Below are 3501 nucleotides of genomic sequence, written 5' to 3'. Positions count from 1 at the left end.
TCTGGCAAGTGGAGCAATCCGCTCCTTGAATGCCGCGCCCTTGGCGCAGTCTGGTCCGCCGCGTGAGAAGGCCCCGCCGCGATGCTTCGCGACAGGGCCTGGTTCTTGGGCGTCGTCCTGACTGGCGGTGTGGTTAGACGTTGAGGTTGGTGAGGTTGCCCGTGCCGGCGTAATACCCGCCCAGGACGCTCTTGTTGAAGTCATAGCCCTGGGCCATGTCCGAGCCGAGACTTTGGCCGCTGTTCATGTAGTCGAGGGTCTTGCCGACCACCGCGGCCCCGAAGCTTTCCTTGTCGGTGATTGGGAGAGTGCCGCCGGAACCCTGATTGTTCAGGGCATCCAGCGTGGCGCCGACCACCTGGGCGCCGAATGTTTGCTTGTCGTAGGCGGTGGACAGTCCGCCGATGGAGTCGATAGACATGCCGCAGCCACCTCCTTTACTCCGCAGGTTAAGACAACGCCTTCTTCGTGTCCTATCGGCAAAAGCTTAAAAATCTTTAGGGCGGACACAAAAATGCAACCTCTTTATTTGACAATGCCGCGTGCTTCGTTAATACACGCCCCAGGCGGCTCATTGCCGCCAATATCTTTGCGGACATCGCACAGGAGCAGCAGATGACGGATCAGGCACAGAACACCGGGGATCAGGAGCAGAGCTTCGCCGAACTCTTCGAGGCCAGCTATGCGGGACAGGGCGAGCCCCTGAACATGGGCGACAAGATTTCCGCCCGCATCATCAGCATCGGCGCGGAGAGCGTGTACTTCGACACCGGCACCAAGGTCGACGGGGTGGCCGACAAGAAGGAGCTCCTGGACGCCGAGGGCAACTTCCCCCACAAGGAAGGCGACAGCATCGACCTGTATGTGGTCTCCAAGACCCGCAGCGAGATCGTGCTCTCCCGCGCCCTGGCCGGAGCCGGCGGGCTGGAGATGCTCCAGAGCGCCAAGGACGCCGGGCTGCCCGTGGACGGCAAGGTCAAGGAGACCTGCAAGGGCGGTTTCTCGGTTGAGATCATGGGCCGCCGCGCCTTCTGCCCCGTGAGCCAGATCGACGCCCGCTTCGTGGAGAACACCGAGGCGTACGTCGGCAACACCTATCCCTTCCTCATCGCCAAGCTTGAGGAACGCGGCCGCAACATCGTGGTTTCCCGCCGCGCGCTGATTGAGCGCGAGCGCCAGGCCGCCACCGAGGAATTCCTGGCCACCATCAAGCCCGGCGAGGAAATCGAGGGCACCGTGGTGCGGCTGACCGACTTCGGCGCCTTCGTCGAGATCGCCCCCGGCCTTGAGGGCATGGTCCACGTGAGCGAGCTGGGCTTCGCCCGCATCGCCAAGCCGGAGGAAGCCGTCAGCATCGGCGACAAGATCCGCGTGAAGGTGCTGGGCGTGGAGCCCGGCAAGAAGCCCGGCCAGATGAAGATCTCCCTTTCCCGCAAGCAGACCATGAGCGACCCTTGGGCCGACATCGCGGGCAAGCTGAAGGACGGCGAGAAGGTCACCGGCAAGGTGGTGCGCCTGGCCGACTTCGGCGCCTTTGTGGAGCTTCTGCCCGGCGTGGACGGGTTGATCCACGTGAGCGAGATGAGCTACACCAAGCGCGTGAACAAGCCTTCCGAGATGCTCACCGCGGGCGACGAAGTCTCCGTGGTCATCAAGGAGATCGACCTTCTGAAGCGCCGCATCTCCCTGTCCATGAAGGACGCCGAGGGCGACCCCTGGCTGGAGGCCGCCGCCAAGTACACCCCGGGCACCCAGGTGACCGGCACGGTGGAGAAGCGCGAGACCTTCGGCATCTTCGTTACCCTTGAGCCCGGCATCACCGCGCTCTTGCCCAAGAGCCGCATGGCCGTGGCGGTCGATCCCAAGCAGTTCGACAAGCTCCAGCGCGGCGACAGTGTCACCCTGCTGGTGGAGGATCTGCGCGCGGGCGAACGCCGCATCGCGCTGTCCCCCCTCGAGGTGCGCGCCGGTTCCCAGAACGAGGGCGGCGGCGGACGCGAGAACTCCGACTGGAAGAGCTACGCCAAGCCTGCCAAGACGGCGGAGAAGCCCATGGGAATGGGTCTTCTTGGAGAGAAGCTGGCCTTAGCGCTCAAATCCAAGAAGTAAGAGCAAGCGAAACAACAAGGGCCGGGTCATACCGGCCCTTTCTTTAACCAAGACCCGTCTACCAAGACCAGGAGAGAGAACAGGCATGGCCGAACCATACAAGATCATCTACTCCATGATGCGCGTGAGCAAGTTCTACGACAAGCGCCAGGTGCTCAAGGACATCTCGCTGTCGTACTTCTACGGCGCCAAGATCGGCGTGCTGGGCCTGAACGGCTCGGGCAAGAGTTCGCTTCTGCGCATCCTCGCCGGGGTCGACACGGACTTCCAGGGCGAAATCGCCCCGTCGCCGGGCTACAGCATCGGCCTGTTGGAGCAGGAGCCCAAGCTCGACGAGACCAAGACCGTGCGCGAGGTGGTGGCCGAGGCCGCCCAGGAGACGGTGGACCTGCTCGCCGAGTTCGAGCGCATCAACGAGAAGTTCGCCGAGCCCATGGATGACGACGAGATGCAGAAGCTCATCGACCGCCAGGCGGCCGTGCAGGAGAAGCTGGACGCCCTCGACGCCTGGGACCTGGACAGCAGGCTTGAGATGGCCATGGACGCCCTGCGCTGCCCCCCGGCCGATACGCCGGTCTCGGTCATCTCCGGTGGCGAGAAGAGGCGCGTGGCCCTGTGCCGCCTGCTGTTGCAGAAGCCGGATATCCTGCTCCTCGACGAACCCACCAACCACCTGGACGCCGAGTCCGTGGCCTGGCTGGAGCATCACCTGCAGCAGTATGCGGGCACGGTCATCGCCGTCACCCACGACCGCTACTTCCTGGACAACGTGGCCGGCTGGATTCTGGAGCTGGACCGCGGCCGGGGCATCCCCTGGCAGGGCAACTATTCCTCCTGGCTGGAGCAGAAGCAGCAGCGTCTGAACCAGGAGGAAAAGGCCGAGACCGACCGCCAGAAGACCCTGGCGCGCGAGCTGGAATGGATCCGCATGGGCACGCGCGGCCGCCACGCCAAGGGCAAGGCCCGCATCAGCGCGTACGAGAATCTGCTGAGCCAGGACACGGAAAAGCTTGCGCCGGAGCTGGAGATCTTCATCCCCGCCGGTCCGCGCCTGGGCAACGTGGTCATCGAGGCCAAGGGCGTCAAGAAGGCCTTCGGCGACAACCTGCTGGTGGACGGCATCGACTTCAGCCTGCCGCCGGGCGCCATCGTGGGCATCATCGGCCCCAACGGCGCGGGCAAGACCACACTCTTCCGCATGATCACCGGCAAGGAGACGCCCGACGAGGGCACCTTGCGCCTGGGCGAGACCGTGCAGCTGGCCTACGTGGACCAGGACCGCAGCATGGACGCGGACAAGACCGTGTACGAGGTCATCTCCGGCGGCAACGACCTCATCAAGCTGGGCAACCGCGAGGTCAACGCGCGGGCCTACATCGGCAAGTTCAACAT

The 3501-nt window shown here is 64.3% G+C and carries 3 protein-coding genes; 2 read left to right on the top strand and 1 reads right to left on the bottom strand.

Annotated elements, in window-relative coordinates; genetic code table 11:
• Positions 1 to 133 precede the first annotated feature (133 nt).
• Positions 134 to 421: a hypothetical protein gene (locus VN419_RS13590; RefSeq protein WP_325647756.1), complete on the bottom strand. Its 288-nt coding sequence runs from the start codon at positions 419 to 421 to the stop codon at positions 134 to 136.
• A 194-nt stretch (positions 422 to 615) separates the two neighbouring features.
• Between VN419_RS13590 and VN419_RS13585 the strand changes: the two genes are divergently transcribed.
• Both VN419_RS13585 and ettA read left to right on the top strand, forming a co-directional pair.
• Positions 616 to 2109: a 30S ribosomal protein S1 gene (locus tag VN419_RS13585; RefSeq protein ID WP_325647755.1), complete on the top strand. Its 1494-nt coding sequence runs from the start codon at positions 616 to 618 to the stop codon at positions 2107 to 2109.
• Positions 2110 to 2194: 85 nt separating this feature from the next.
• A partial coding sequence (ettA, locus tag VN419_RS13580) for an energy-dependent translational throttle protein EttA (RefSeq protein WP_325647754.1) occupies positions 2195 to 3501 on the top strand: 1307 nt, incomplete at its 3' end.

Source organism: Humidesulfovibrio sp. (assembly GCF_035560995.1).
Taxonomy (GTDB): Bacteria; Desulfobacterota; Desulfovibrionia; order Desulfovibrionales; family Desulfovibrionaceae; genus Humidesulfovibrio.
The sequence above is the reverse complement of the archived record's forward strand: the minus strand, read 5'-3'. Positions and strand labels throughout refer to the sequence as shown.